This window comes from Martinezella rhizogenes, from assembly GCF_027460065.1.
GTDB lineage: Bacteria > Pseudomonadota > Alphaproteobacteria > Rhizobiales > Rhizobiaceae > Agrobacterium > Agrobacterium rhizogenes_C.
The window spans coordinates 319,682-344,495 of sequence record NZ_JAPYZZ010000007.1 but is presented as its reverse complement, the minus strand read 5'-3'; the positions used below and the strand labels follow the sequence as shown (position 1 = coordinate 344,495).

Sequence of the window (24,814 nt, the reverse complement as noted above, 5' to 3'; positions counted from 1 at the left end):
GAGGGCAGCCCATGACGACTTCCAGAACGCTCTACTCGTTGTGCGGAAGCGATATTTCCCGACCGTTTTCTCCCCATTGCTGGAAAACGGTGCTTTCGCTGGCCCATAAGGGGTTGGATTTCGAGGAGCGTCCCTTGCCCTTCACGGTCATTCCAACGGTGGAGGACGGGTTTTCGAAGACAGTGCCGATCCTGCGCGATGGCGACCAGCTGGTGAGCGACAGTTTCGAAATCGCGCTTTATCTTGACGAGGCTTACCCGGAACGGCCGTCGCTGTTTGACGGGGAGGGCGGTAAGGCGATGGCCCGTTTTGTCGAAAGCTGGTCGCAGACGGTTCTGCATCCGGCCATTTCCCGCATTGCCGTCCTCGATATCCACAACATGCTGGACGAGCCCGATCGTCGCTATTTCCGCGAAAGCCGGACAAAGGCGCTTGGCCGCCCGCTGGAGGTGGTGGTGGCGAACCGTGAGGCCGAAATCGCTGCCTTTCCTGCGTTGCTCGCGCCGATCCGCCGCATGTTGAGCTTCCAGCCCTTCATTGGCGGCACGTCGCCGCTGTTCGCGGACTATATCGTGTTCGGCGCGCTGCAATGGGCGCGCATTACCACCGGGGCGGATCTGTTTGCCGATAATGATCCGGTACGGGACTGGTTCGAAGGCTGCCTCGATCTCTATGATGCGAGGGGCCGCAGTGTGACAGCGGCGTGAAATGTCTGCCGTCATCGTCGCAATCTCGTTGATCCCCCTTGTTTTCGGGCCTTTGGGCGGGTAAAGACCGCCCACTTTCTCTGAAGGAAAAGGAAACGGACACATGGCGATTGAACGCACATTTTCGATGATCAAGCCGGACGCAACCAAGCGTAACCTCACGGGCGCGATCACCAAGGTATTTGAAGACAACGGTCTGCGCATCGTCGCCTCCAAGCGCGTCTGGATGAGCAAGCGCGAAGCCGAAGGCTTCTACGCCGTTCACAAAGAGCGCCCCTTCTTCGGCGAACTCGTTGAAGGCATGACCTCCGGCCCGACCATCGTTCAGGTTCTGGAAGGCGAAAACGCCATCCTCAAGAACCGCGAAATCATGGGCGCAACCAACCCGGCCCAGGCCGCTGAAGGCACCATCCGCAAGTCCTTCGCGCTCTCTATCGGCGAAAACTCCGTTCACGGTTCCGACGCTCCGGAAACCGCCGCACAGGAAATCGCCTACTGGTTCGCCGAAACCGAAATCGTCGGCTGATTCAAATCTCAACGGCTTGAATCGCTGTTTCAGGCGATTGGCTGAGGCCGTTGAAAAGACTCGAAGAAACGGGGCTGAAAGGCTCCGTTTTTTTGTTTTGGGTTGCGAAAAGGGGACGCCGCACCCGCCTCCATCCTCATTCCTGTGCTTGTCACAGGAATCCAGCCGACACGCGTCCGCGTGACGGGAGGACTCTTTTCAGCCCAAGGACTTGGGCTGACTGGATCCCTGTGACAAGCACAGGGATGAGGAGATGTTGCACCTGCTCCGTCAGTCCCTAAGACGCCGGGCACCCCTGAACCGGCCGCATATCCGTCGTGCCGTCGGGCTTGAACACCTCCGGATTGGGCGTATAGAGCGGGCCAATCACCAGCGGCTTGGCCGGTAGAGCCGACTGGTCGGTGTCGGAGCGGATCGTGGTCTCGATTGTCTGCATGACATCGCCATCCGGTCCCTTGATGCGGATGGTGACCCGGTAGGGCCGGTCCTGCTTCACGCATTCGACTGGCGGGCTCTGAACGGTGATCTTTTCGTCTTTTGGAAAAATCCTCTCGCTGGTCGTGAGATCGGGGCCGCCGCGCGGATTTTCGAAAGCCGCTTCCACGCTGCTGCCGTCGCGGATGGGAGCGATACGCTGAAGCGTCACCAGATAGGTGGCGATGGCGACGCGGTAGTTGAAGACGAACATGCGCCCGGAAAGCTTGGCCACTTCACGCGGTTCATCGCGCTGACAGCCGAAAAGAGACAGCATTGCTGCAATCGCCAGCAGGGGCAGGGCAATTTTCATGGCTGCACTTCCTTCTTGCGGTGATAATGCCGGCTGGCTTTCTGCCGGTTGCCGCACACAGCCATGTCACACCAGACACGGCTTCTGTTTTTGCTGCGGTCAATGAACAGCCAGCCGCAATTGCCGCAGATCCGCAGCCTTTCCTGTGTCTCGCCGGCAAGCAGCGACAGAGCGGAATGGACGGTGGCGTTGGCGAGACTTTTGGAGGCCGGGAATACCCGCAGTGCCGTGCCGCCGGCAGAGAGAAACCGGGCGAGCTTGCCATCATCGTTGGCTCCGCCGGAGACAAACGAACGGAAATGATCGTCGATCGCCTCGCGAAGCTCAATGAAAACGGGCCGTTTGTCCGCTTCCGGCGCGATGAGGGTGGGAAACCTGTCACGCTCTACACCAAGCCGCGTCGCCGCTTCGGCAAAGGCGGCGATCTGTTCCGGCACGGCAAAACGGTCCAGCGTTCTTGCCGTGTCCGAGCGCAGGATCACGCTGTTGGCGACATCGAGCGCCAATGCTCCCCCTGCAAAACGATGTTCCGTCCAGCGAAATGTCATACGCATATTATAACTATCAAAATGTATTTTAACAGTTATAATCGTGGCGGGAGGACGGGCTTGGCTTATTTCCTGCAACAATTGCTGAATGCCGTGCCGGTCGCTGCCCTTTATGCGGTTATGGCCTTCGGTTATGCCATCGCCTTTTCGGTCACGAAACGCTCCGATGTGACCTATGGCGCCATATTCGCCTTTGCCGGTCAGACCTGCCTCCTGTTTGCCGATTTCGGCTGGAACCGGCTGTGGCTGGTTCTGCCGGCAACATTGGCGCTGGGGGCAGGAGCCGGCCTGTTCGGCGGGCTCTGGGCCGCGGGTTTCATTGGCAGGGCGGTGATGCGACCGCTGGCGAAGGCCTCTCCGAACGCGGTGACCGTCGCGTCCGTTGGCGTCCTGATCGCGCTCACGGAAAGTGCGAGGCTCGCCGCCGATACAAGGCAATTGTGGCTGCCGCCGCTCTTATCTCAGCCGGTGCGCTTCTGGACCGAGGGCGGCTTTGCCGTAACCCTGACGCCGATGCAGATGCTGAACACGGCAATCTTCTGCCTGCTCATTCTCGCAGGCTCGCTTTATCTTCACCGTTCCGCTTTCGGCAGGCGCTGGAAGGCGGTGTCGGATGATGCCTTTGCCGCCTCGCTCTTCGGGGTAAATGCGGGCAGGGTCTTTCTGCTGTCCTATTGCGCAGCGGGCCTCGTTGCGGCCATCGCTGGTGTACTGGCCACGCTTTATTACGGCACCATGGATTTTGGTGCCGGTCTCGTCTTCGGTCTGAAAGTCGTGCTGATCTCGGCGGCGGGCGGATATGCCAGCCCGCTCATCTGCGGCCTGGGGGCCGCCGCCGTCGGTTTTGCGGAAACATTCTGGGTTGGTTACGGCCCGGTCGCCTGGCGGGATGCGGCGGTTCTGGCTTTGCTGGTCGGCTGGCTGATTGTCATGCGCAGCAGTCGTCGTGCAGTTTAATTGTCGAGCAGGGGCCGGAATAGAAATCCCGGCCCCTCTTTCAATTTAGGCTAGCTGGGTAAGTTTCCAGGTAACCGCTTTCCCGGCATAGGGAGGCATGGTATTGCCGCGGGCTATAGGAGCTGTAGTTGACGGTGTACCGACCACAGTCCAGACGCCGCTTTCAGGACATTTTTGCCCAGTTGAGGCAGTCATTCCGATTGGCATAGCTGTTTCTCCTTTCTCCCGCCGACTTGACTTTTCAGTCACAAAAGAACAGCATGCCAAGGCTTACTCAAGCACTCGGACTCAGAGGCGGCGGGACCGCTTCGCTGTTCATCGGACGAGTCGATTTCGACTCGACTCGTCCGAATTTCATATTCCTACCGAGCGCCCATCTGGTCAATTCTTGGTTCTTTGATGTTTTCCACATGTTAGTGGAAAACAGAACTGGCGAATCGTGGGTCCAGCGGATAATTAATAGTCATCTGTCTATATTTAGATGTCACGGGTAAAATGTGACATATATGTTGTGTCTGCGCAAGACCGATTCTCGCTGCGTTACCATGCAATAAATCCTGTGAATAACTGTTATCCACAGCTTATACACATGTTATTGGTTACTTTATCGCCACTTGCCCTTGGCCGTATCGTCGGTGGCCTTCGCAGCCACCCAGTCGCCCGTCGTGCCATCCCTGCCATGTTCTTTTTTCCAGAACGGGGCTGAGGTCTTGAGATAGTCCATCACGAAATTCGCGCCATCGAAGGCGGCCTGTCGATGCGATGAAGCGGCGATGACAAGGACGATGTTTTCGCCTGTCGCGATCTTGCCATGGCGGTGAATGGCGGTGAGGCCAAGCAGGCCGAAGCGCTCCATCGCCAGTTTGGCGATGCGGGTGATCTCCGCTTCCGCCATGCCGGGATAATGTTCGAGTTCCAGTGCTGCCAGCGTGCCGCCATCGTCCCGGCAGAGCCCGGTGAAAGCTACGACGGCGCCGATGCTTCTGTCGCCCTGCGCTATCAGGCGTGTTTCGTCGGCGGCGTCGAAGTCTTCTGCCTGTACGCGCACAGTCGGTTCGACGGCTTTCTGCATCCGCTCATCCCCCCGTCATGGGCGGAAAAATGCCGATCTCGCGTGCGCCGACGATACTCTCGTCGTGCTCGACATGTTCCTGATTGACCGCAACGCGGATCACATTGGGAAACTCGAAGGCTGCTTCGTAATTTTCACCGCGTGTCGCAAGCCAGGCGATCAGCTCGCCGGCGGTGGTGACGGAGGAAGGGATATCCAGCTCCTCCTCATCCGTGCCGATCTTCTCGCGAACCCAGGCGAAATAAACGATCCGTGTCATTATTCTTCGTCCACGATGTGCTTGAGGCCCGCCTTGAAGTAATCATAACCGGTATACATGGTCAGCGCCGCGGCGAGCCACAGAAGCGTAATGCCCATTTCGGTCGTGTAGGGCAGCACCTTGTCGCCCGCAGGACCCGCAAGCAGGAAGGCGATGGCCACCATCTGGATCGTCGTCTTCCATTTGGCGATCTGGGTGACGGGAACGCTGACCTTTAGCGCCGCCAGATATTCGCGCAGGCCGGAAACCAGAATTTCGCGGCAGAGAATGGTGATGGCAGCCCAGAGCGACCAGCCGGCAATGGTGCCATCCGCCGCCATCAACAGCAGCACGGAGGCGACCAGCAGCTTGTCGGCGATCGGGTCCAGCATGCGGCCGATATTCGACGTCTGATTCCAGATGCGCGCCAGATAACCATCTAGAAAATCGGTCAGCGAGGCGATGATGAACAGCCAGAGCGCCGTCCAGCGCGCGAAATCCGAGCTTTCCAGCTTCCCTTCGATAAAAAAGCACAAAACAATGACAGGAACCGCGAGAATACGGCCATAGGTCAGGAGGTTGGGAATGCTGTATGCGCGCGAAGCCATGGGAAACCTGTCAGTCTGAGATCAGCTGTCTTGATGCCGCCGCTAGGGCATAGCGTCAACACGTCATTATGTTTTTTTAGCAGTTCGGTCTCACCGTTCTGCATCAATCGCCGCCGCTCTCGTGGAAGTGATTGTAAATTTGTCGCGCCACCGTCTCGGAAATGCCGGTAACATTCATCAGATCGTTGAGGCCGGCACGGGAAACCGCCTTGGCGGTGCCGAAATGTTGCAACAGGGAGCGCTTGCGGCCCGGACCTATCCCTGAGATTTCATCCAGCGGATTGCGCACCATTTCCTTCTTGCGACGCGCCCGGTGTGAGCCGATGGCGAATCGGTGGGCCTCGTCGCGCATACGCTGGATGAAATAAAGCACGGGATCGCGCGGCGGCAGGGAAAAATCGCTGCGCCCATCCGCAAAGAAGCGCTCGCGGCCCGCCTCGCGGTCCACACCCTTCGCCACGCCGATGGCCGTCACACAGTCGCGAATGCCGAGTTCGTCGAGAATGGCCCGCACCGCCGTCATCTGGCCCTGACCACCATCGATCAGGATTACATCCGGCCAGGCGGGGAAGGGCAGGTCGGCGGCTTCTTCCGGTGTCGGCGTCCGTTCGCGGTCGGGCTTGCCTTCTTCTTTCAACAGGCGCGAAAAGCGACGGGTCATCACCTCGCGCATCATGCCGAAGTCGTCGCCGGGGGTGATGTCGGTCGATTTGATGTTGAACTTGCGATACTGGTTTTTGACGAAACCTTCCGGCCCCGCCACCACCATGCCACCGACTGCATTGGTGCCCATGATGTGCGAGTTATCGTAAATCTCGATGCGGCGCGGCACGTTGGAAAGACCGAAGGTCTCCGCAAAACCTTTCAGCAGTCGCGCCTGAGATGAGGTTTCCGCCAGCTTGCGGCCATGCGCCTCACGGGCATTGGCCAGAACATGGTCGGTAATGTCCTTTTTCTCGCCGCGTTGCGGCACGCTGATCGTGACCCTGTGCCCGGCCTTTTCGCCAAGTGCCGCGGCCAGCAGCTCCTGTTCTTCCACCGTTTCGGACAGCAGGATCTGCTTCGGCACGGGCTTGTCGTCGTAAAACTGCGCGAGGAAGGCGTTGAGGATTTCCGAGCCGGGCAGGGAAGGATCGGCCTTCGGGAAATAGGCGCGGTTGCCCCAGTTCTGGCCGGTGCGGAAAAAGAACACCTGAATGCAGGAAATTCCGCCTTCATGGTGGATGGCAAAGACATCCGCTTCCTCGATGCCGGCGGGATTGATGCCCTGATGGCTCTGGACGTGCGACAGCGCTGCCAGCCGGTCGCGATAAACCGCGGCGCGCTCGAAATCGAGGTCCTCTGCCGCCTCATTCATCTGCCGCGCAATCGCAGTCTTGACGCTCTGGCTTTTGCCGGACAGGAAATCCTTGGCTTCCTTGACGAGTTCTTCATACCCCTGATCGCTGATCTCATGCGTACAGGGGCCGGAACAGCGCTTGATTTGATAAAGAAGACAAGGACGGGTGCGGGTCTCGAACACGCTGTCGGTGCAGGTGCGGATCAAAAAGGCGCGCTGTAGCGAATTGATCGTGCGGCCGACGGCACCAGCCGACGCAAAGGGGCCGAAATAATCGCCCTTGCGCGCTCTCGCGCCGCGATGTTTGAAAATCGCCGGCGCGCGATTGTCGGCGGTAATCAGAATATAGGGAAACGACTTGTCGTCACGCAAAAGCACGTTAAAGCGCGGACGTAAACGTTTGATCAGATTCGCTTCCAAGAGAAGCGCCTCGGTCTCCGTGCGGGTGGTGACGAATTCCATATGGGTGGTGAAACGCACCATCTGGGCGATGCGGTTGGAATGCACGCGGCCCTGCGCATAGTTGCCGACACGTTTCTTCAGCGAGCGTGCCTTGCCGACGTAAAGAACGTCACCGGCCTCGTTGAACATGCGGTAGACACCCGGCGAATTCGGCAAGTGTTTGACGAATTCGCCGATGAGATCCATGCCCTTCAGGCCGGATTCGTTCTTCCAGCCCGCATTCCAGTCCATGCCGGCAACGCTGCCCGACGCCTCGGCCGAATCTGTTGCGGCAAGGTTGGCATCGTCGTCTTCGTCGTCGGTTTCATCGAACAGAATACCGCCATCAGGCAGCTTCTTTCCGTTCATTCATTTATCTCCGCCACGTCAGGGGTTTCCCAGCCAAGGTGCTGGCCGCCGTCGAGCGCGATCATTTGTCCGGTGACCGACGGCGTATCATAAAGAAAGCGAATCGTCTGGCCGAACTCATCCGGCGCGGGACCACGCTTTAATATAAGGCCGTCGATCTGCGCCTGAAAGTCCTGGGGCGCCTGTCTTTCGCTTTTGAAGGTGGGGCCGGGCCCGATGGCATTGACCCGCACGCGCGGCGCAAAGCTCTGCGCCATGGTCCGTGTGGCGGTCCACAGCGCCGATTTTGAAAGCGTGTAGGAATAAAAACGCGGCGTGAGCGCAAGCACACGCTGGTCGATGATATTGACGATCAGCCCGGATTTATCGGCAGGCAGTTGCGCGACAAAGGCGGCGGCGATGAGGGAAGGGGCCCGCACATGCACCGCGAAATGGGCATCGAAAACGGCCGGATCGGGCGTTTCGGCGGTATCGGCGAGAAAAACCGACGCATTATTGACGACGACACCGATCGGGCCAAGCGCGGCGGCGGCCTTTTCGACGAGCGCCATGGTGGGCGCAGATTGTGTCAGATCCGCCTGAACGGCAGCGGCTCTGCCACCTTTCTGCCTTATTTCGTTAGCGAATTCCTCCGCCTGCGCCATGGATTCATTGGCATGGACGGCAATCGCAAAGCCGTGGGCTGCGAGATCGGTGGCGATTGCCCGCCCAAGCCGGCGGGCGGCGCCCGTTATCAAGACTGTCTTCGGTATATGTTCTTTCACGGCGGACCTGCATTTGCTCATACACGCCCTATTTGCTGGATATAAATGCAAATCGCAAGCTGTCACTCAGCCCCAAAAGAATTGGGCGATTTTTTATTCACAATGCAATTTCGGTTTAATTTGAATATAACTAAGTTTAAAGGCGATCTATTGCTGGTTAGGCTTCTATTAGGGTTAATAAAACCCTTGTTGCAATTAGGCAACGTCTAATTCTAGTCACGTCTCTGCCCCAAACAATTCACATTTTGGCTCTTTGATCTCCGCATTCTCCCATCAAGTTCAGTTTCCAGAGGGGCAAATTAACCCGACGATTTTACCGCGTCTGAAAACAATGTTTTGAGTGCAGAGCGGTCCTGAAAGGAGAATAACATGCGTATTTTCGTAGCAACCCTTATGGCTTCGACCATGGCAGCCGCCGGTTTTTCGGCTGCTCACGCCGCCGACGCCGTAAATGAAGTGCCGCAGGCACCGGTAGCCTACGACCAGCCCGCCGCGGTCAAGGATTGGTCCGGCGCCTACCTCGGTGGTACGGTCAACTATGACTGGGGCCGTTTCAGCTCCAGCAATGACGGCCGTGACGCCAAGGGCTTCGGTGGCGGCGTCTATGGTGGTTACAACATGCAGAGCGGCCAGATCGTTTACGGTGCTGAAGCAGACGTGAACATGGGCGACGAGAAGGGCTCCGCCGGTACGGTTGCCGGTCGCGCCGTCGAAGGCAAGCAGGGCGTCAACGGCTCGCTGCGTGGCCGCGTCGGTTACGACATGAACCCGTTCCTGCTTTATGGTACGGCCGGTCTTGCTGTCTCCGACAACAAGGTTCGTGACGGCGTCAACAAGGACAGCGCCACGGCTCTCGGTTACACGGTTGGTGCCGGTGTTGAAGCCATGGTGACCGACAACATCACTGCTCGTCTGGAATATCGCTACAGCGATTACCAGAAGAAGGACTACACGCTCGGCAACGACGCCTTCTCGCGTGGTTTCGACGATCACTCGGTCAAGGCCGGTATCGGCGTCAAGTTCTGATCCTTCTCGGATCGGTCAAGGAAAAGCCGGGGTTTACGCCCCGGCTTTTTTTGTTTCTGTGATTTGCCATCGCCTTGACGCCCGGCGGAAAGAACCGGGCGGTTTTGTTTGGCGGGTTTAGGCCGCAGCCTTCATTTCCGCATAGGCGTCGAAACGCTTGCTGAAGGTTTCTGGCCACGCTGCTAGCGCATCGCGTCCCTCGGCCCACTCACCGGCAAAACGCAGGTCGAGATAACCGATCATCGCCGCAAGGGCGAAATGGCCGCCATGCAGCTTCTTGCCAGTTTTAGGCAGGTTGGCGTTGAGATGATCGAGCCCGCGAACCACCTTGCTCCACTGCTTGTCGATCCACGGCTGGTGGATCTTGTCTTCCGGGCGGAAACGCCGCTCGTAAACGATGGCGAGCAGGCAATCCATGATGCCGTCGCACAGCGCTTCCAGGATTTCCGCTTCGGTGCGCTTGCCGTTCTTCTTGGGGTAAAGCTTGCCGCCCGAAAGGCGGTCGAGATAATGCATGATCGCTACACTGTCATAGACCGAGCCGCCTTCGTCCAGCAGCAGGACCGGGATTTTGCCGAGCGGATTGTTGTCCATCAGCGTGGCCGGCTCGGCATTGGTATCGACGCGCACGGAGGTGACATCGATGTCGAGATGGCGGGCGGCCATGCGCACCTTGGCGGAGTAAGGGGAGGCGGGCGAATAAAGCAGTTCCATGGTCGGGTCCTATGGGGTTGATAGGGGGTAATCAGCGTATGGGTATGATCTCGGTGGCGCTGGCGCGGCAGCCTTTGCGGTCCAGTTCAGGGCAATCGCGAAATGTCATGTCCTTGTTGAGGCAGATGCGCACTTCCTCAAGGCGCCTGCCGTCGCAGCTGATCGAGACGGCGCGTTTCGACAGGCCCGGATTGGCGTCGGTGAAGGCGGTTTCGATGGCGTCGGCGGAGAGTGTATTGGTCTGCGCGCCGGAGGAAATTTTCCCCGGCAGCCTGATGGCCTGGAACGCCGCCCGTGTCGCCGCAAAATAATCCTTCTGCGACAGGCCGGAACAGGCGCCGTGCTTGCGCCACTGGTGGCCGATCAGGCCCATCGACGGCATGATGTCGAACATGCTGCGGCCGATCGCGTCCGGAACCCGCTCCGGCTCGCTGCTTTTGCAGAATTCGGGATAGCCGTTTTCGTTCTGCGGCCACAGCCCGTGCACCACGAAACCGTAACGCCTGTCACTGCCGCATTGCTGGCGGTTGCCGGAACCTTCGGAACTGGCGCAGAATGCCGGCGACCAGGACAGGGAGAGCACGTAGAAATCGAAGCCCGTACCACGAGGGGGTTGGGCATTGTCCGCATTCTGCCGGGCTGCGTTCTGCTGGGGGCGTGCAGCGGATTGCTGCTGAACTGGCGTCTGCCGGTCGGTTTCCGGTCCTTTCGAAACGGGTTTTTCCTGCGCAAACCACAGTGCTGCAAGCGAAAGAAGACCCAAGGCGATGAAACCTGCATAACGTTTCATTCGGTGCATGTTCCCCGGAAACTGAACCACCTCACATCGCCGTCGGGCGATGATCCGGTCTTACATAAATTTGTGAACGAGGCAAACGGGCAAAAAGGTTGAAAGCTTCGCCGCATAACGAATAGAGTCTGGCGAATCTTCCGCGAAAGACGGAAACAGGGCTGGGGCGATGTTGGGGGAAATAGGCGGCATGACCGCATGAAATTCAAAAAATACATCTGGCCCGTCGTTGGTTTCGCGACGATCGGTTTTTCCGCCTGGTTGCTCTTCCACGAATTGCGTGGCCTGTCGCTCGATGATCTCTGGGACAGCCTGAAAGCCATTCGTGTGCGGGACTGGCTGTGTTCGGGCCTTGCAACCCTGCTGGCCTATGCCGCGCTCGCCGGTTACGACCGCATCGCGCTGCAGCATCTTGGCCGCAAGGTGAACTGGTTCTTCATCACGCTCACCTCTTTCACCACCTATGCACTGTCCCACAATGTCGGGGCATCCGTATTTTCGGGTGCCGTGGTGCGATACCGGGCTTATACGTCCAAGGGGCTGAGCGTTGCGGAGGTGGGCGTCCTCGTCGGCCTTTGCTCCTTCACCTTCCTCATTGGGACGATCATGCTGATCGGTCTGGTGCTGCTATACGAGCCTGACATCACCGAACGGTTTACCGGCATCCTGCCCGTCGAAGCCTCGACGACGACGGGCATTGTGCTGCTTCTCTTCGTCAGCCTTTATGTCCTCGGCAGCCTGCTCAGGCTGAAGCCCTTGAAAATCGGCTCCTTCGTTCTGCCTTACCCCGCGCCGAAGCTGGTGGCGCAACAGCTCGTCATCGGCCCGATCGAGTTGATCGGCGCGGCTGGCATCATCTATTTTGCCCTGCCGGAGGCCGGGAATCCCGGTTACATGGTCATTCTCGGCATTTTTCTGGTGTCTTTTTCGGCCGCGCTCATCTCGCATGCGCCGGGCGGGCTCGGCGTGCTGGAACTGGTCTTCGTTACCGGCCTGCCGGATATGAACCCAGCGGATGTCATTGCCGCACTTCTGGTGTTCCGCCTGTTCTACCTCATCATTCCCTTTATCATGGCGCTGTTCGTGATCCTGTTCTTCGAACGATCACAGCTTGCGCAGGCGCAGAAGCGGGAAGGGTTGCGGTAGAACCTCAATCCTCTTCCGGCTTCTCCTCGCCGCGCAGCCAGAAGGCGCGGTGTGATGCGTACCGGTCCTGCGCCATCACCGTTTTCAGGAAGGGCAGCAGCGTGTGCAGCTCGTCCTTCAGCGTATAGGGCGGGTTGACGACGATGAGGCCCGAACCGCTCAAGCCCTCGAGCCGGTCGCTTTTGACGGATAGTTCCGCACACAGCATCTTCGGAATATCGAAGGATTGCAGCCGTTCATGGAAATCCCTGATCGGCGCGCCTTTTTTCAACGGATACCACAGGCAATAGGTGCCGGTTGAAAACCGCCGGTAAGCCTTGTTCAGACCATCTGCCAGCCGCTGATATTCGTTCTCAAGCTCGAAAGGCGGATCGACGAGGATGAGGCCGCGCTTTTCCTTGGGCGGCAGATGTGCGCCGAGCGACAGCCAGCCATCCAGCTCGGTGATGCGAACCTGATAATCCCCCTCGAACAGACGAGACAGGGCGCGTGCGTCGTCCGGATGCAGTTCCATGGCCGAAAGCCGGTCCTGCGGACGGAACAGCATGCGTGCGAGTTTCGGCGAGCCGGGATAAAATTGCATGCCGCCTTGCGGGTTAAGCTCCCTGACGGCGGCAAGATAGGGCTCCAGCAATTCGGCGATGGGGGCGGGCAGGTCGGCTTCCATCAGCTTGCCGATGCCGGTCTGCCATTCGCCGGTTTTCTGTGCCTCTTCCGAGGAGAGGTCGTAAAGCCCGATGCCGGCATGGGTGTCCAGCACCCGAAACGCCTTGTCCTTATTCTGGAGATAACGCACGAGGCGGGCGAGAACGGCATGTTTGAGGACATCCGCGAAATTGCCGGCGTGATAAATGTGGCGGTAGTTCATGGATATGTCTCGCTTGCCGTTTATCCGGAGGAATGGTCAGGATGAATATTCTTGATGGACGTCACTTCGGCCTTTTTGCCGCATCGTTGATGCAATATACAAAAGACATGAACGTTGCGACCCCGATTTCCGCTGAAAAAGCCGCCTCCCGGGCCGAAGTCCGTATCGAACACACGGTCTGTCCCCATGACTGTCCGAGCGCCTGCGCGCTGGAGGTCGATATCAATGCCGATGGCCGCATCGGCCGCGTGCGCGGCGCCAATGCCAATACATATACCGCCGGCGTCATCTGCGCCAAGGTGGCGCGTTATTCCGAGCGCATCTACCATCCCGGTCGTTTGCTGACGCCGAAGCGCCGCAAGGGTGCAAAAGGGGCAGGCGACTGGCAGGAGATTTCCTGGGAAGCGGCGCTGGACGAGGTGGCCGACGCTTTCGTCAAGGCGGAAGCCCGCCATGGTGCGGAGGCCATCTGGCCCTATTTTTACGCTGGCACCATGGGGCAGGTGCAGCGCGATTCCATCGAGCGGCTGCGCCACGCCAGGAAATATTCGGGCTTCTTCGGTTCGATCTGCACCAACATGGCCTGGACAGGCTATGTGATGGGCACCGGCGCACTGCGTGGGCCAGATCCGCGCGAGATCGGCAAGGCCGATGTCGTCGTCATCTGGGGCACCAATGCGGTCGCCACCCAGGTCAACGTCATGACCCATGCGGTGAAAGCCCGCAAGGAGCGTGGTGCGAAGATCGTCGTTGTCGATATTTATGACAATCCGACCATGAAACAGGCGGATATGCGCCTTGTCGTCCGGCCCGGTACGGATGCCGCACTGGCCTGCGCCGTCATGCACATCGCCTTCCGCGACGGTTATGCCGACCGCGACTACATGGCGCGTTTCGCCGACGATCCGGCGGGGCTCGAAGCGCATCTGAAGTCGAAGACGCCGCAATGGGCATCCGAAATCACCGGCCTTTCGGTAGAAGAGATCGAAGCTTTCGCGCGGCTGGTCGGCACGACGAAAAAGACCTTCTTCCGGCTGGGTTACGGGTTTGCCCGCCAGCGCAATGGCGCAGTCGCCATGCATGCGGCGCTTTCCATCGCCACGGTTCTCGGCTCCTGGCAATATGAGGGCGGCGGCGCCTTCCACAATAATGGCGATATCTTCAGGCTCAACAAGGCGGAGCTGATGGGCAGTTCTTACGCCGACCCTGATGTGCGCCAGCTCGACCAATCGCAGATCGGCCGCGTGCTGACGGGCGACGCGGAAGCGCTGCGCCATGGCGGCCCGGTGACGGCGCTGCTGATCCAGAATACCAATCCCGTTAATGTAGCGCCTGAACAGCGGCTGGTAAAACAGGGGTTCCTGCGCGACGATCTCTTCGTTGCGGTGCATGAGCAGTTCATGACGGAAACGGCCGAGGTGGCCGATATCGTGATGCCCGCCACCATGTTCCTCGAACATGACGATATCTATCGCGCCGGCGGCCAGAACCACATTCTGCTCGGCCCCAAACTGGTGGAGCCACCGGAAACGGTGCGCACCAACCTCTTCGTCATCGAGGAACTGGCAAAGCGCCTCGGTATAGACCACATGCCGGGCTTCGGCCTTTCTGCCCGCGAGCATGTTGATCGTATGCTGAGAACCAGTGGCTGGGGCGATTTCGACACGCTGGCGGAAGAGAAGTGGATCGATGCGCAGCCGCCCTTCGAGGTGGCGCATTATCTCGAGGGCTTTGGTTATGGCGACGGCAAATTCCGCTTCAGCCCGGAATGGGCAACCGGACCTTCTCCGAACAAGCCGCCGAAAAACATCGGTGTGATGGGGCCTGTCTCCGAGTTTCCGAAATTTCCGGATCAGGTTGATGTCATCGAGGTTGCGGATGCGGACCATCCCTTCCGGCTGGCGACGTCACCGGCGCGCAACTTCCTGAATTCCACCTTCGCGGAAACTAAAACCTCCGTGCAGAAGGAAGGCCGTCCGGAATTGATGGTCTGTCCCGAGGATGCTGTCCGCAACAATATTGCGGATGGTGATATCGTCCGTATCGGCAATATACGCGGCGAAGTGCGTCTGCATGCGAAGATCGTGGAGGGCGCAAGGCCGGGTGTGCTGATTGCCGAGGGCCTGTGGCCGAACAAGGCGCATCTGGACGGCGAGGGCATCAATGTTCTGACCGGTGCCGATGCCGTCGCCCCCTATGGCGGCGCGGCGTTTCACGACAACAAGGTGTGGCTGCGCCGCGACGACAAGGCCGGCGAGGCTTGATATTGCACCGCCATACAGACAATCTGAAGCAATTCCACGACAGGCAAGGACATATCCGGTGACACAGACGCAGGCGAAAAACGTTCCGGCCGACATGGATGCCGGCAGAATCCGGCTCGTGGAAAAAGAAACGGTGTGGAAGGGCTTCGTGCATATGCAGAAGCTCATTTTCGACCAGCGCATGCCTGACGGTAGGACGATGCGCATCGTGCGGGAAGTGCATGACCATGGCAGCGCCGCCGCCATTCTTCTTTATGACGTGAAACGCGACAGCGTGGTGATGGTGCGCCAGTTCCGCCCCGCCGCTTTCGTAAACGGCGACCCGAGCTTCATGATCGAGGTACCGGCGGGGCTTCTAGATGACGACGATGCCGCCGATGCCATTCGCCGCGAGGCAATGGAAGAATCCGGCTATGCGGTGGAAAAGGTCGAGTATCTCTTCGACATGTATGCCAGCCCCGGCACGCTGACGGAGAAGGTCAGCCTCTTCGTCGCGCGCATCGACCTCGACGTGCAGGCCGGCCATGGCGGCGGGCTGGAGGATGAAGGTGAGGATCTGGAGGTTCTGACCTATGGCCTCGACGAGGCCTTCGCGATGATCGCATCAGGCGAAATCACCGATTCCAAGACGATCATCCTGCTGCAATGGGCGATGTTGAATCGCGACCGTCTTCTTTCCAGAGCGTAATTTCATCCGCGGTTACGTTTGAGCGCCCTGAGCGCTCGGCACGTATAGCGGCAATGAGCTTTGGGCGGGTCTGAGGGGTGCTGACTTTGGCCAGACACGCGACGACCTCATCTTCGCGCTTAACCACCAACTCGTCCCCGCCCATCAACCTTGTTATCAAAACCGGCCTTTGACACCAGCGCCTACGAAAAGAGACTGCATATCGCCGCCCCCCGCATTATTGTAGATGAGGCCGGTTGAGCTTCCGAATGGCGTAGCGGTTTTATCGCCGCGAGAAAAACTGGTATATTCGTAAGCGCCGTCGAGATAGAGGGAGGCATTGTCAGTCAGGTCATAGGCTATGCCCGCTTTCGCTCCGAACATCCCGCCTATGTCGAACTTATCGGCAAAACGTAGCGAGCGCATCCAATGATCGTCCGTGGCTTTCGCATAGACCATTGCGCCGCCTTCAAGACCCGCATTCAGCGACCAGTTGCCGAATTTGCGTCCACCGCTCAGGTTGCCGTAAAACACCGGAATTTGCTGTCTGTAAGTAATCGCTTTTTCGCTGTTTCCGAACTCACCGACATTATCGCGGAAACCTCGGGAGCTGTAGATGTAGTTTCCGCCATATGAGGACCATTGCACGTCGGTGTAACGAAAGCCGACGCCGGCGCTGAGGTGTTGCAGCGGGTCCTCCAGCAGGGTGCGGTTTAATTCGATACTTCCAGTCAGGTAGTGGTCCAGCCGCGTGTCGCCGTGCTCTGAACGATGGCTCCATCCATTTTTCGATGTATCTCTGTAAAACGGGCTGAGCCAATCGTAGTCGGTCATGAAGCCATCACCTGCAAAGCCGATGCGACCTTCCGTTTTGATGCGCCAATCGGGTGAAAGCTCAAATCCAAGCGATCCGCGCAGAGCCATCGCGTTTGTCGTTTTCCAGTCGAGCTGACTGTTTTTATGACTGCCGCTATAGAATTTTTCCGTTGCCTTAATGTTAAGAACGCCGGCATCCAGTGAGGCAGTAATGCCGCTTTGTTCGGCGGCGAGTGGGAGGCTCGTGCCCATCAACAAAACCGCAGAAAGCGGCAGGGAAAATTTCGAAAATCGCATAATCGCTCCTGAATGACCGGAGGGCCTGAAATAGGGGCCGTTGCGGGCATTAAAGGTGATTATGGTAAATGATCGGTTTATTCGTAATAAATTGCAATATTACTCGTTTTTTTTAATTTAGTAATTAAGAAATTATGAGGCGGATATTATGCTTTCATGTTCGGATTTAATCGCGCTGGAAGCAAATATAGTCTTGCCACCTTCCATTCGCACTTTGCCATCCGCAAGAAGTTTCAGCGCAAGCGGGTAAAGGTGGTGCTCGACGGTCAGAATGCGTGCCGCCAGCGTATCGGCCGTGTCGCCGGAAAGCACCGGAACAGCACCCTGCGCGATGGTCGGGCCTTCATCCATGCCTTCGGTGACGAAATGCACGGTGCAGCCGGAAATCTTCATGCCGCTATCGATGGCGCGCTGATGGGTGTGAAGACCGGGGAAAAGCGGCAGCAGGGAAGGGTGGATATTGATGATCCGGCCCTCATAGGGGGCGATGAAATCCCCCGATATCAGCCGCATGTAACCGGCAAGGCAGATGATGTCAGGCGCGATCTCGCCAAGCGCTGCCAGAATGGCGCCTTCATGTTCGGCCTTGCTGCCATAGGTTTTGCGTTCGAACACCAGCGTCGGAATGCCGAGGTCACGGGCTTTTTCCAGCCCGCCCGCGGACGCCTTGTCGGAAATCACGCAGGCGATTTCGGCCGGAAAATCCGCCGCCTGACAGGCCTTGGCCAGCGACACCATGTTGGAGCCGCCGCCGGAGATGAAAACGACGACACGCTTGCGACCGGACGACAAGGCGGCGCTCATCATAGGCCGAGAGTGCCCTTGTAGATCGTGCCGTGCGCGCCGTCTTCGCGGGCGACCATGCGGCCGAGCGGGAAGACGGTCTCGCCTTCCGCCGTGAGCGCCTCGGTGACCTTAGCGGCATTTTCAGCCGAAACGACGACTATCATGCCGACGCCGCAATTGAAGGTGCGCAGCATTTCATGGGCTTCGACGCCGCCGGTCTTGGCAAGCCAGGAGAAGACTGCCGGAACCTTGATGGCGGCAAGATCGATCTCGGCGGCGAGATGTTTGGGCAGAACGCGCGGAATATTTTCAGGAAAACCACCGCCGGTGATGTGCGCCAGCGCCTTCAGCGCGCCGGTCTCGCGAATGGCCTTCAGAAGCGGCTTCACATAGATGCGGGTCGGGGTCAGCAGTGCTTCGCCGAGCTTCTTGCCGTCGGCGAAGGGGGCAGGAGCGCTCCAGTCGAGGCCGGAGATCGAAACGATCTTGCGCACCAGCGAAAACCCGTTGGAGTGAACGCCGGAGGAGGAGAGACCGAGAATGACGTCGCCTTCGGCAATATCGCCGGCCGGCAGAAGCTGACCGCGTTCCGCCGCACCGACGGCAAAGCCTGCGAGATCATAGTCGCCATCGGAATACATGCCGGGCATTTCAGCGGTTTCACCGCCGATCAGCGCACAGCCGGATTCGCGGCAGCCGGCGGCGATGCCGGAAACGATGGCCGCACCCTGGTCGGGATCGAGCTTGCCGGTGGCGAAATAATCGAGGAAGAACAGCGGCTCTGCGCCCTGAACGACGAGATCGTTGACGCACATGGCGACGAGATCGATACCAACGGTGTCGTGATAGTCAGCGTCGATGGCGATCTTCAGCTTGGTGCCGACGCCGTCATTGGCGGCGACCAGAACCGGATCGGTGAAACCCGCCGCCTTCAGATCGAACAGGCCGCCGAAGCCGCCGATTTCACCATCCGCACCGGGACGCCGCGTGGAGCGCACCGCCGGTTTGATCTTCTCGACCATCAGGTTGCCGGCGTCGATATCCACACCTGCATCACTATAGGTAAGACCGTTCTTGCCCGACTGGCTCATGGCTCTCGTCTCCGCTGGTTCCTTTGGCGTCGCCATTCGCACGGGACGGGGCCTGATGCAAGGGTTTGAGTGGCAAAAGCTCCGGTTTTTAACGGCTTTGGCATCGGCGGTGACCAGGTGTCGCTATGGCTGAGCCTGCGGCGGGGCAGGCCGCAACGGCCCCGTGGCGTCTTTCAATCGACAAGTCGTCCATGGCTTTGATGCTGCAGTCTTGACCATATGCATACGCGCATCCTATCTCCATGATGGGCGATGACGGCATCGGCGACAGAAGGAAGAACGAATGCAACCCCATGTGAGCGGCACGAGCCTGCGCCGGCAGGTGTTTTTCTGGATTGGCGTGCTTGCCGTCTTTGTCCTTTTCCTGATGGTTTTTAGCTCCATTCTGCTGCCTTTCGTGGCGGGCATGGCGCTTGCCTATTTTCTCGATCCGGTGGCCGACTGGCTGGAGCGGCGGGGCTTGAGCCGGTTGATGGCGACCGTCGTCATCCTCGTTTCCTTCGTGCTGATCTTTGCGCTTTCGCTCATCATCATCATTCCGCTGATCGTCGCTCAGGCGTCGGAATTCATCACACGCATCCCGCAATATATCTCGTCGTTGCAGCAGCTGATCGCCGGTGCAGATACCAATCTTCTGCCGGATTGGGTGAGCGGCCAGATCAACTCGGTAAAGGAGAATTTTTCAAAGCTCCTGACCGAGGGCGCCGGTTTCATCGGCACGCTTTTGACGCAGATATGGAATTCCGGCAAATCGCTGGTCGATGTCCTGTCGCTTCTGGTCGTCACGCCCGTCGTTGCCTTTTACCTGCTGCTCGACTGGGACCGGATGATCGACAAGGTCGACAGCTGGATCCCGCGTGACTACGTGCATACCGTGCGCCAGATCGCCCGCGACATGGACAAGACGATTGCCGGCTTCGTGCGCGGGCAGGGGTCGCTCTGCATCATTCTCGGTGTCTATTATGCCGTCGGCCTGTCATTGGTCGGCCTGAATTTCGGTCTGCTGATCGGCCTTTTCTCCGGCCTCATCAGCTTCATTCCCTATATTGGTTCCATGGTCGGCCTCGTCCTTGCGGTCGGCGTCGCCATCGTGCAGTTCTGGCCGGACTATATCTATGTCTTCCTGACGCTCGTCGTGTTCTTTTCCGGCCAGTTCATCGAAGGCAATATCCTGCAGCCGAAGCTTGTCGGTAAAAGCGTCGGCCTGCATCCGGTCTGGCTGATGTTCGCGCTCTTCGCTTTCGGTGCGCTTTTCGGTTTCGTCGGCCTTCTGGTCGCGGTTCCCGCTGCCGCTGCGGTCGGCGTGCTTGTCCGCTTTGCATTGTCGCGGTATCTTGAAAGCGATCTGTACCATGGGCACGCCGCCAATCTTCCCTGGGACGCCAACCCTGCCCTGGAAGAACGGGAAGCGTCCTCCGGCAAGATTGACTCTCAGAGCTGACAATGACTGACCAAATCAAAACCGACAACGCCCGGTCGAAGGCCGAGCAGCTGCCGCTCGCATTCTCGCACCAGTCCGCTTCCGGCCGGGAGGATCTCCTCGTTTCCGCCTCGCTTGCGGCTGCCGTCAGCCTCATCGATGAATGGCCGCACTGGCCGTCGCCGGTCGTGGTGCTGGCAGGGCCGCCGGGTTCGGGAAAATCCCACCTCGCCAATATCTGGAAAAACATCAGCGATGCCCGCGACATTCACCCGCAGGCGGGCGCGGGTGCCGCGCGTGCGGCTGAAACGGGGCCGGTTCTTTTCGAGGATGCCGACCGGCGGGGTTTCGACGATAAGGAACTTTTCCATGTCATCAACAGTGTGCGCCAGCACGGCACGACGCTCTTGATGACCAGCCGGCAATGGCCCGCCGCATGGCCGGTGACGCTGCCGGACCTGCGTTCGCGCCTGAAAGCCGTGACCGTGGTGGAAACCGGTGAACCCGACGAAGGGCTGCTGGCGCAGGTGCTGGTAAAACTCTTTGCCGACCGGCAGCTTTATATGGATGACAAACTCATAGGCTACATCGTCAACAGGATGGAGCGTTCGCTCGACACGGCGCAGACAATCGTGGAGCAGATCGACCGCCTGGCGCTTTCGCGCGCAACGAGGATAACCCGCCCGCTGGTGGCGGAAGTCCTCAACGCGATGGACAATGCGGCGACGGGCGACGGGCCGGACGGCGATTGACTGTCACAGTTCCGTCGTCAAACTGTTATACGGGCAAGAAGGACGATCACGCGATGCAGCAGGATCACGGCACGGAAATCGGTCAGGGGATGGAACAGGGCATGGACGCTATCGCGCAGGAAGACTTCAACAAGGTTCAGCCGGTGGCTGAGGGCGAGAACCTCTGGGACAGCCCGGCGCGTTTCATCAACCGCGAATTCTCCTGGCTGCAGTTCAATCGCCGTGTTCTCGAGGAAACGCTGAACACGGATCATCCGCTGCTGGAGCGGCTGCGTTTCCTGTCCATCTCGGCCGCTAACCTCGATGAGTTCTTCATGGTCCGCGTTGCCGGCCTTGAAGGCCAGGTGCGCCAGAAGATCACCGTCAAGACGCCCGACGGCAAGACGCCGGCCGAGCAGCTGGAAGATATTCTGAAGGAAATCGACAATCTGCAGATGGAGCAGCAGGCCTCGCTTGCCGTCCTGCAGCAATATCTTGCCAAGGAAGAAATCTTCGTGGTGCGGCCTGCGGCACTTTCCGATGCGGATCGGATCTGGCTGGGCACCGAATTCGAAGAACGTATATTCCCGGTGCTGACCCCGCTGTCCATCGACCCTGCGCACCCGTTCCCCTTCATTCCGAACCTGGGTTTCTCGATGGGCCTGCAGCTCGACAGCGTCAACGGTCGCGAGCCGATGACGGCGCTCCTGCGCCTGCCGCCGGCACTCGACCGCTTCGTGCGCCTGCCGGATGACAAGAACGCCATCCGTTACATCACGCTCGAGGATGTGGTCGGCCTGTTCATTCACCGGCTCTATCCCGGCTATAGCGTCCGGGGCTTCGGCACGTTCCGCATCATCAGAGACAGCGATATCGAGGTGGAGGAAGAAGCGGAAGATCTGGTCCGCTTCTTCGAAAGCGCGCTGAAGCGCCGCCGCCGCGGTTCCGTCATCCGCATCGAGACCGACAGCGAAATGCCGCCGTCGCTGCGCCAGTTCGTGGTACATGAGCTTGGCGTGCCGGATAATCGCGTTGCCGTTCTGCCCGGCCTTCTCGCGCTCAACACCATTTCGGAAATCGTGCGTGCGCCGCGCGACGACCTGAAATTCGAGCCTTACAACGCCCGTTTTCCCGAGCGCGTGCGCGAACATGCCGGCGATTGCCTTGCCGCCATCCGCGAAAAGGACATGGTGGTTCACCATCCCTATGAAAGCTTCGATGTGGTTGTGCAGTTCCTGTTGCAGGCGGCGCGTGACCCCGACGTCCTTGCCATCAAGCAGACGCTTTACCGCACCTCCAACGACAGCCCGATCGTTCGTGCCCTCATCGATGCGGCGGAAGCCGGCAAATCCGTCACCGCGCTGGTTGAACTGAAGGCGCGTTTCGACGAAGAGGCGAATATTCGCTGGGCACGCGACCTGGAGCGCGCCGGCGTTCAGGTCGTGTTCGGCTTCATCGAACTCAAGACCCATGCCAAGATGTCGATGGTGGTGCGCCGCGAAGACGGCAAACTCAGAACCTATTGCCACCTCGGCACCGGTAACTATCACCCGATCACGGCGAAGATTTATACCGACCTGTCCTTCTTCACCTGCAACCCGAAGATCGCCCATGACATGGCGAATATCTTCAATTTCATCACGGGTTACGGCGAACCGGAAGAGGGCATGAAGCTCGCCATTTCGCCCTATACGCTGCGCGCCCGCATCGTGAAGCACATTAATGAAGAGATCGAGCACGCCAAGCGCGGTGCGCCGGCGGCGATCTGGATGAAGATGAATTCGCTGGTCGACCCTGAAATCATCGACACGCTTTATCGCGCAAGTGCTGCGGGCGTTGAGATTGATCTTGTCATACGCGGCATCTGCTGCCTGCGCCCGCAGGTGGCGGGCCTGTCGGACAATATCCGCGTCAAATCCATCGTCGGCCGCTTCCTCGAACACAGCCGCATCTTCTGCTTCGGCAATGGTTTCGGCCTGCCATCCGACAAGGCGCTGGTCTATATCGGCTCTGCCGACATGATGCCGCGTAACCTTGACCGACGCGTGGAAACGCTGGTTCCGCTCACCAATCCGACCGTGCATGAGCAGGTTCTTTCACAGATTATGCTGGGCAATCTCATTGACAACCAGCAGAGCTACGAGATACTTGCGGACGGAACGTCGAGGCGCATCGAGGTGCGTAAAGGCGAAGAACCGTTCAACGCGCAGCACTATTTCATGACCAATCCCAGCCTTTCCGGACGTGGTGAAGCCTTGAAATCCAGTGCGCCCAAATTGATTGCCGGGTTGATTTCGTCCCGCAAGAAACAGGCTGAATGACTCGATCAGAAGCACAGGGGCGGCTGACCGGCCTTGCCCCCGTTTCCGTCATAGATATTGGTTCGAACTCCGTTCGTCTTGTCGTATATGAAGGTCTCTCCCGCGCGCCCGCGGTGCTGTTCAACGAAAAGGTCCTGTGCGGCCTTGGCAAGGGACTGGCGCTGACGGGCCGCATGCATGAGGAAGGCGTCACCCGGGCCCTGATGGCGCTCAGGCGCTTCCATGTGCTTTCCGAACAGGCGCAGGCGCAAAAGCTTTATGTGCTTGCCACGGCAGCGGCACGCGAGGCGGAAAACGGCCCGGATTTCATCCGCGAGGCCGAAGCCATTCTCGGCTGCGAGATCGAGGTGCTGTCAGGCGAGAAGGAAGCGCTTTATTCGGCCTATGGCGTGATCAGCGGTTTTTATCAACCCGATGGTATCGCCGGCGACCTTGGCGGCGGTTCACTCGAACTCATCGACATCAAGGACAAGAGCTGTGGCGAGGGCATCACCCTGCCGCTAGGCGGCCTGCGGCTGTCTGAACAGTCGGACGGTTCTCTGGAGAAAGCGGCCACGATCGCCAGAAAACACGTCAAATCCTTCACGAAGCTTCTGGCAGCCGGTGAGGGACGCACTTTTTATGCGGTTGGCGGCACCTGGCGAAATATCGCCAAGCTGCATATGGAGATATCAGGCTATCCGCTGCACATGATGCAGGGTTACGAATTGCCGCTGGAAGAAATGCTGAATTTTCTGGAGGAGGTCATCGTCTCCCGGGACAGCAAGGATCCGGCCTGGCAGGCAGTCTCCAAGAACCGCCGGTCGCTGCTGCCTTTCGGCGCCATCGCCATGCGTGAAGTTCTGAGAGCGATGAAGCCGGCCAAGATCGCCTTCTCCGCACAGGGCGTGCGTGAAGGATATCTTTATTCGCTGCTGACGGAAGCCGAGCGCGAATCCGATCCGCTGCTGGTCGCGGCGGATGAGCTTGCCATTTTGCGCGCCCGCTCGCCCGAACATGCGCGCGAATTGGCGGATTGGAGTGGCCGAACCTTTCCTGTCTTCGGTATCGACGAGACGGAAGAAGAAAGCCGCTATCGGCAGGCGGCCTGCCTGCTGGCCGATATCAGTTGGCGCGCCCACCCCGATTACCGCGGGTTGCAGGCACTCAACATCATCGCCCATTCGTCTTTCGTGGCGATCACCCATCCCGGCCGCGCCTATATTGCGCTCGCCAATTATTACCGCTTCGAGGGCCTGAACGATAACGGTACGACGGAACCGCTCGCCGCCATGGCGGGTGAACGTCTGCAGGAACTCGGCAAGCTGCTGGGCGGCCTGTTGCGCGTCGTTTACCTCTTCTCTGCCTCGATGCCCGGTGTCGTCGATCACCTGAAATTCCGCAAGTCCGACAATCCTGATCTCGATCTGGAATTCGTTGTGCCGCATGATTATTGCGATTTCGCGGGAGAGCGGCTGGATGGCCGTTTGCAGCAGCTGGCGAAGCTGACGGGCAAGCGACTGGCCTTTGTATTCGAGTAGC

Annotated in this window: 24 protein-coding genes; 11 read left to right on the top strand and 13 right to left on the bottom strand. The window is 59.0% G+C overall.

All coding sequences use genetic code 11. The features are described from left to right. Positions 1-11: 11 nt before the first annotated feature. Both O8B93_RS14015 and ndk read left to right on the top strand, forming a co-directional pair. Positions 12-707 (top strand): glutathione S-transferase family protein, encoded by a 696-nt coding sequence (locus O8B93_RS14015; RefSeq protein ID WP_269710561.1) that lies wholly within the window; start codon positions 12-14, stop codon positions 705-707. Between the two features lie 103 nt (positions 708-810). Beyond that, complete coding sequence (gene ndk / locus O8B93_RS14010; protein ID WP_003502118.1) at positions 811-1,233, top strand: nucleoside-diphosphate kinase; 423 nt, start codon at positions 811-813, stop codon at positions 1,231-1,233. A 277-nt stretch (positions 1,234-1,510) separates the two neighbouring features. Here ndk and O8B93_RS14005 read toward each other — a convergent pair whose 3' ends face one another. Beyond that, the gene (locus O8B93_RS14005) at positions 1,511-2,020 is read right to left on the bottom strand and encodes a hypothetical protein (protein ID WP_269710560.1); all 510 of its coding nucleotides are present in this window, start codon (positions 2,018-2,020) and stop codon (positions 1,511-1,513) included. Next, positions 2,017-2,568, bottom strand: a complete 552-nt coding sequence (locus O8B93_RS14000; RefSeq protein WP_269710660.1) for a CGNR zinc finger domain-containing protein — start codon at positions 2,566-2,568, stop codon at positions 2,017-2,019. Before O8B93_RS14000 ends, O8B93_RS14005 begins: the two co-directional genes overlap by 4 nt. A 60-nt stretch (positions 2,569-2,628) precedes the next feature. Between O8B93_RS14000 and O8B93_RS13995 the strand changes: the two genes are divergently transcribed. Beyond that, positions 2,629-3,525, top strand: a complete 897-nt coding sequence (locus tag O8B93_RS13995) for a branched-chain amino acid ABC transporter permease (RefSeq protein WP_269710559.1) — start codon at positions 2,629-2,631, stop codon at positions 3,523-3,525. A gap of 604 nt (positions 3,526-4,129) precedes the next feature. On the opposite strand, the gene O8B93_RS13990 is transcribed toward O8B93_RS13995, so the two are convergent. The 5 genes from O8B93_RS13990 to O8B93_RS13970 all read right to left on the bottom strand — a co-directional run bounded on the left by O8B93_RS13990 (position 4,130) and on the right by O8B93_RS13970 (position 8,377). Continuing rightward, positions 4,130-4,597, bottom strand: a complete 468-nt coding sequence (locus O8B93_RS13990; protein ID WP_269710558.1) for a molybdenum cofactor biosynthesis protein MoaE — start codon at positions 4,595-4,597, stop codon at positions 4,130-4,132. 4 nt (positions 4,598-4,601) lie between these two features. Beyond that, entirely contained in the window at positions 4,602-4,856 is a 255-nt protein-coding gene (gene moaD / locus O8B93_RS13985) for a molybdopterin converting factor subunit 1 (protein WP_065654069.1), read from the bottom strand. Then, a complete protein-coding gene (gene pgsA / locus O8B93_RS13980) occupies positions 4,856-5,443 on the bottom strand; it encodes a CDP-diacylglycerol--glycerol-3-phosphate 3-phosphatidyltransferase (protein ID WP_269710557.1) in 588 nt (195 codons plus the stop codon). Before pgsA ends, moaD begins: the two co-directional genes overlap by 1 nt. Positions 5,444-5,546: 103 nt before the next feature. Beyond that, complete coding sequence (gene uvrC / locus O8B93_RS13975; protein WP_269710556.1) at positions 5,547-7,592, bottom strand: excinuclease ABC subunit UvrC; 2,046 nt, start codon at positions 7,590-7,592, stop codon at positions 5,547-5,549. Further along, on the bottom strand, positions 7,589-8,377 hold the full coding sequence (locus O8B93_RS13970) for an SDR family oxidoreductase (protein WP_269710555.1): 789 nt from the start codon (positions 8,375-8,377) through the stop codon (positions 7,589-7,591). The genes uvrC and O8B93_RS13970 overlap by 4 nt, the downstream gene beginning before the upstream one ends. A 348-nt stretch (positions 8,378-8,725) precedes the next feature. Between O8B93_RS13970 and O8B93_RS13965 the strand changes: the two genes are divergently transcribed. Then, positions 8,726-9,382, top strand: a complete 657-nt coding sequence (locus tag O8B93_RS13965) for an outer membrane protein (protein ID WP_269710554.1) — start codon at positions 8,726-8,728, stop codon at positions 9,380-9,382. 117 nt (positions 9,383-9,499) lie between these two features. Here O8B93_RS13965 and O8B93_RS13960 read toward each other — a convergent pair whose 3' ends face one another. Further along, positions 9,500-10,096: a glutathione S-transferase gene (locus O8B93_RS13960; RefSeq protein WP_269710553.1), complete on the bottom strand. Its 597-nt coding sequence runs from the start codon at positions 10,094-10,096 to the stop codon at positions 9,500-9,502. 31 nt (positions 10,097-10,127) lie between these two features. After that, a complete protein-coding gene (locus O8B93_RS13955; RefSeq protein WP_269710552.1) occupies positions 10,128-10,886 on the bottom strand; it encodes a ribonuclease T2 family protein in 759 nt (252 codons plus the stop codon). A gap of 198 nt (positions 10,887-11,084) precedes the next feature. Between O8B93_RS13955 and O8B93_RS13950 the strand changes: the two genes are divergently transcribed. After that, complete coding sequence (locus tag O8B93_RS13950) at positions 11,085-12,032, top strand: lysylphosphatidylglycerol synthase domain-containing protein (RefSeq protein WP_173986680.1); 948 nt, start codon at positions 11,085-11,087, stop codon at positions 12,030-12,032. 4 nt (positions 12,033-12,036) lie between these two features. On the opposite strand, the gene O8B93_RS13945 is transcribed toward O8B93_RS13950, so the two are convergent. Next, complete coding sequence (locus O8B93_RS13945; RefSeq protein ID WP_269710551.1) at positions 12,037-12,900, bottom strand: 23S rRNA (adenine(2030)-N(6))-methyltransferase RlmJ; 864 nt, start codon at positions 12,898-12,900, stop codon at positions 12,037-12,039. A gap of 41 nt (positions 12,901-12,941) precedes the next feature. Here O8B93_RS13945 and O8B93_RS13940 point away from each other — a divergent pair, with 41 nt between their 5' ends. After that, on the top strand, positions 12,942-15,164 hold the full coding sequence (locus tag O8B93_RS13940) for a molybdopterin-containing oxidoreductase family protein (RefSeq protein WP_269710550.1): 2,223 nt from the start codon (positions 12,942-12,944) through the stop codon (positions 15,162-15,164). A 58-nt stretch (positions 15,165-15,222) separates the two neighbouring features. After that, positions 15,223-15,852 (top strand): NUDIX domain-containing protein, encoded by a 630-nt coding sequence (locus O8B93_RS13935; protein WP_269710549.1) that lies wholly within the window; start codon positions 15,223-15,225, stop codon positions 15,850-15,852. A 156-nt stretch (positions 15,853-16,008) separates the two neighbouring features. On the opposite strand, the gene O8B93_RS13930 is transcribed toward O8B93_RS13935, so the two are convergent. From O8B93_RS13930 to purM, 3 genes are all read right to left on the bottom strand, one after another. Next, a complete protein-coding gene (locus O8B93_RS13930) occupies positions 16,009-16,944 on the bottom strand; it encodes an omptin family outer membrane protease (protein WP_269710548.1) in 936 nt (311 codons plus the stop codon). A gap of 132 nt (positions 16,945-17,076) precedes the next feature. After that, a complete protein-coding gene (gene purN / locus O8B93_RS13925; protein WP_269710547.1) occupies positions 17,077-17,751 on the bottom strand; it encodes a phosphoribosylglycinamide formyltransferase in 675 nt (224 codons plus the stop codon). After that, positions 17,748-18,821 carry a phosphoribosylformylglycinamidine cyclo-ligase gene (purM, locus tag O8B93_RS13920; protein ID WP_269710546.1) on the bottom strand — a complete coding sequence of 358 codons (1,074 nt, stop codon included), beginning with the start codon at positions 18,819-18,821 and terminating at the stop codon, positions 17,748-17,750. The genes purN and purM overlap by 4 nt, the downstream gene beginning before the upstream one ends. A gap of 283 nt (positions 18,822-19,104) precedes the next feature. Between purM and O8B93_RS13915 the strand changes: the two genes are divergently transcribed. From O8B93_RS13915 to ppx, 4 genes are read left to right on the top strand one after another with little or no spacing between them, the layout of a single operon-like run. Then, the gene (locus tag O8B93_RS13915) at positions 19,105-20,262 is read left to right on the top strand and encodes an AI-2E family transporter (RefSeq protein WP_269710545.1); all 1,158 of its coding nucleotides are present in this window, start codon (positions 19,105-19,107) and stop codon (positions 20,260-20,262) included. A gap of 2 nt (positions 20,263-20,264) precedes the next feature. Further along, a complete protein-coding gene (gene hdaA / locus O8B93_RS13910) occupies positions 20,265-20,993 on the top strand; it encodes a DnaA regulatory inactivator HdaA (RefSeq protein WP_269710544.1) in 729 nt (242 codons plus the stop codon). Further along, on the top strand, positions 20,990-23,293 hold the full coding sequence (locus O8B93_RS13905; RefSeq protein WP_405049063.1) for an RNA degradosome polyphosphate kinase: 2,304 nt from the start codon (positions 20,990-20,992) through the stop codon (positions 23,291-23,293). The genes hdaA and O8B93_RS13905 overlap by 4 nt, the downstream gene beginning before the upstream one ends. Beyond that, complete coding sequence (gene ppx, locus O8B93_RS13900) at positions 23,290-24,813, top strand: exopolyphosphatase (protein ID WP_269710543.1); 1,524 nt, start codon at positions 23,290-23,292, stop codon at positions 24,811-24,813. The genes O8B93_RS13905 and ppx overlap by 4 nt, the downstream gene beginning before the upstream one ends. Position 24,814 lies beyond the last annotated feature (1 nt).

Bases quoted from the DNA above. Each gene is read 5' to 3' on its own strand.
- hdaA (WP_269710544.1), top strand. From the start codon at position 20,265: ATGACTGACCAAATCAAAACCGACAACGCCCGGTCGAAGGCCGAGCAG.
- O8B93_RS14015 (WP_269710561.1), top strand. From the start codon at position 12: ATGACGACTTCCAGAACGCTCTACTCGTTGTGCGGAAGCGATATTTCC.
- O8B93_RS13950 (WP_173986680.1), top strand. From the start codon at position 11,085: ATGAAATTCAAAAAATACATCTGGCCCGTCGTTGGTTTCGCGACGATC.
- pgsA (WP_269710557.1), bottom strand. From the start codon at position 5,443: ATGGCTTCGCGCGCATACAGCATTCCCAACCTCCTGACCTATGGCCGT.
- O8B93_RS13955 (WP_269710552.1), bottom strand. From the start codon at position 10,886: ATGAAACGTTATGCAGGTTTCATCGCCTTGGGTCTTCTTTCGCTTGCA.
- O8B93_RS13990 (WP_269710558.1), bottom strand. From the start codon at position 4,597: ATGCAGAAAGCCGTCGAACCGACTGTGCGCGTACAGGCAGAAGACTTC.
- moaD (WP_065654069.1), bottom strand. From the start codon at position 4,856: ATGACACGGATCGTTTATTTCGCCTGGGTTCGCGAGAAGATCGGCACG.
- ppx (WP_269710543.1), top strand. From the start codon at position 23,290: ATGACTCGATCAGAAGCACAGGGGCGGCTGACCGGCCTTGCCCCCGTT.
- ndk (WP_003502118.1), top strand. From the start codon at position 811: ATGGCGATTGAACGCACATTTTCGATGATCAAGCCGGACGCAACCAAG.
- O8B93_RS13960 (WP_269710553.1), bottom strand. From the start codon at position 10,096: ATGGAACTGCTTTATTCGCCCGCCTCCCCTTACTCCGCCAAGGTGCGC.
- O8B93_RS14000 (WP_269710660.1), bottom strand. From the start codon at position 2,568: ATGACATTTCGCTGGACGGAACATCGTTTTGCAGGGGGAGCATTGGCG.
- O8B93_RS13945 (WP_269710551.1), bottom strand. From the start codon at position 12,900: ATGAACTACCGCCACATTTATCACGCCGGCAATTTCGCGGATGTCCTC.
- purN (WP_269710547.1), bottom strand. From the start codon at position 17,751: ATGATGAGCGCCGCCTTGTCGTCCGGTCGCAAGCGTGTCGTCGTTTTC.
- O8B93_RS14005 (WP_269710560.1), bottom strand. From the start codon at position 2,020: ATGAAAATTGCCCTGCCCCTGCTGGCGATTGCAGCAATGCTGTCTCTT.
- O8B93_RS13930 (WP_269710548.1), bottom strand. From the start codon at position 16,944: ATGCGATTTTCGAAATTTTCCCTGCCGCTTTCTGCGGTTTTGTTGATG.
- O8B93_RS13915 (WP_269710545.1), top strand. From the start codon at position 19,105: ATGCAACCCCATGTGAGCGGCACGAGCCTGCGCCGGCAGGTGTTTTTC.
- purM (WP_269710546.1), bottom strand. From the start codon at position 18,821: ATGAGCCAGTCGGGCAAGAACGGTCTTACCTATAGTGATGCAGGTGTG.
- uvrC (WP_269710556.1), bottom strand. From the start codon at position 7,592: ATGAACGGAAAGAAGCTGCCTGATGGCGGTATTCTGTTCGATGAAACC.
- O8B93_RS13940 (WP_269710550.1), top strand. From the start codon at position 12,942: ATGAATATTCTTGATGGACGTCACTTCGGCCTTTTTGCCGCATCGTTG.
- O8B93_RS13970 (WP_269710555.1), bottom strand. From the start codon at position 8,377: ATGAGCAAATGCAGGTCCGCCGTGAAAGAACATATACCGAAGACAGTC.
- O8B93_RS13965 (WP_269710554.1), top strand. From the start codon at position 8,726: ATGCGTATTTTCGTAGCAACCCTTATGGCTTCGACCATGGCAGCCGCC.